At 73.7% G+C, this 1811-nt stretch carries 2 protein-coding genes; one reads left to right on the top strand and one right to left on the bottom strand.

The window, feature by feature from the left end; translation table 11 throughout:
• Nucleotides 1-100 precede the first annotated feature (100 nt).
• Entirely contained in the window at nt 101-1252 is a 1152-nt protein-coding gene (locus tag ODJ79_RS46450) for a cysteine--1-D-myo-inosityl 2-amino-2-deoxy-alpha-D-glucopyranoside ligase (protein WP_263030165.1), read from the bottom strand.
• Between the two features lie 162 nt (nt 1253-1414).
• Here ODJ79_RS46450 and ODJ79_RS46445 point away from each other — a divergent pair.
• Nucleotides 1415-1811 (top strand): TSUP family transporter (locus ODJ79_RS46445; protein WP_263030164.1); only part of this gene is annotated, 397 nt, incomplete at its 3' end.

Raw genomic sequence — 1811 nt, 5'->3', positions numbered from 1 at the left:
GGGACCACCGGCCCCTCCCCGATGGCACCTGCCGCCCTGCCCCTGCACGGCGAACAGCACCTGGCCGCCGCCGCGAGCGCCAGGCCGCCCAGGCGGCCGGTCAGGTCAGGGCCAGCGTCCTCAGCAGCAGGCGGGCGGCCGCTCCGCCGCCGTCAAGCGCGACCTCGATCGCCCGGGAGACGTCGAGATCATCGAGCAGCGCGGTGGTGACGGCTCCCGTGGCAGGGTTCTCGGCGCCGCCGGAACGGCCTGCTGCCGCGTAGAGCATCTCGACGCGCCCGGCCGCCCGGTCGAGGTCGCCCGGGTCGTAGTCCCAGGCGGTGTGCCAGGGCCGGTCGAGCAGGAGCAACCGCACCGCCGCCGGCGAATGCTCGCGGAGCAGGTCAGTGACGAGCGTCAGGTTGCCGGTGCTCTTGGCCATCTTGGCGCCATCTTGGCGGACCTCGCCGACGTGCAGGCCAACCCGCGCGAACGGCGTCACCGAGGTCACTGCCTCCACCATCGCCGCCTGGTACGCGTGATGCGGAAAGGCCAGGTCCACACCGCCGGCCAGCACGTCCACGCTCGGGCCGAGCACCGACAATGCCATCGCCGCGCATTCGGCGTGCCAGCCCGGGCGGCCCGGTCCCCACGGGCTCGGCCAGGCCGGCTCGCCGTTGCCCGACGGGCGCCACACGGCGACATCGAACGGGTCGTCGCGGCGTTCGTCGTGCGGGTCGTCCCCGAACTCCGCCGAAAGCGTCAGCGCCGCCTCCCGGGACAGCCCGCACCGGTCCACGACCCCGGTACCGCGGAAATACACAAAACCCTCCCGCACGTACGCCCGGCCGGCGGCCAGCAATGCGGCGGCCAACTGCTGCACCGCGCCGACGAAGTGCCGGGCCCGTGGTTCGTACGCCGGGCGGCGGACCCGCAGGGCGGACATGCCCCGGTCGAAGGCGTACTCCTGCTCCAGCGCGAACTGGGCGACGTCACCGCCGCGCAGGCGCGCCGCCCGGGTCAGGACGTCATCGACGTCGGTGACGTTGCGGCAGGTCACCGTCTCGACATCGCACAACCGCCACACCGAGGCCAGCAGATCCGCCCACACGAACGTCGCCGCATGCCCCAGATGCGTCACGTCGTACGGCGTGATGCCGCAGGTGTAGACCCGCGCCGTCGCGACCACCCGAAGATCGGCCCCGGACAGCCGCAACGCCGCTGGACTGCCGGAGCGCAGGACGACCGGGCCGCTGAAGCCACGAGGTGCCATACCTCCCATGATGTGCCCTGCCGACGTGGCCGCCCAGCAGTTCACCGAACAGCTGATACCCCCTGGGGTATAGTTGGCGTCGGTGCGAAACGACAAGAACGCCGTGTTGCCGGCCCGAGCGGACCGGCCGCCGGTCGGTGGCGTGCGTCCCGTGGGCCGGTCATGAGCGCGGCGATCGGGTTCGGCGCGCTCATCGGGGTCCTGCTCGGGCTGCTCGGCGGTGGCGGATCCATCCTCGCCGTGCCCGCGCTGGTCTACGGCGCGGGCCAACCCCTCGCCGCGGCCGTGCCGACCTCGCTGCTGGTCGTCGGGATCTCCTCGGCCGCCGCCCTGCTCCCGCGGCTGCGCGCCGGGCTGGTCCAGTGGCGTATCGCGGGCGTCGTCGGCGGCACCGGCGCGGTGGCCGCGTTCGGCGGTGCCGCCGTCAACCGCCTGCTCGACCCGCGCCTCGTACTCATCGGATTCGCTGCGCTCATGGTCGCCGCCGGCCTGCGCATGCTGCGCGAAACCGGTGACGCGGGCGGCGACTGCGCCCTGCCCGGCGGCGGCATCAACTGGC

Source organism: Actinoplanes sp. KI2, from assembly GCF_025630775.1.
Lineage (GTDB): Bacteria > Actinomycetota > Actinomycetes > Mycobacteriales > Micromonosporaceae > Actinoplanes.
Note: the sequence above shows the minus strand (reverse complement) of the source record. Positions and strands in the feature narration are given on the sequence as shown.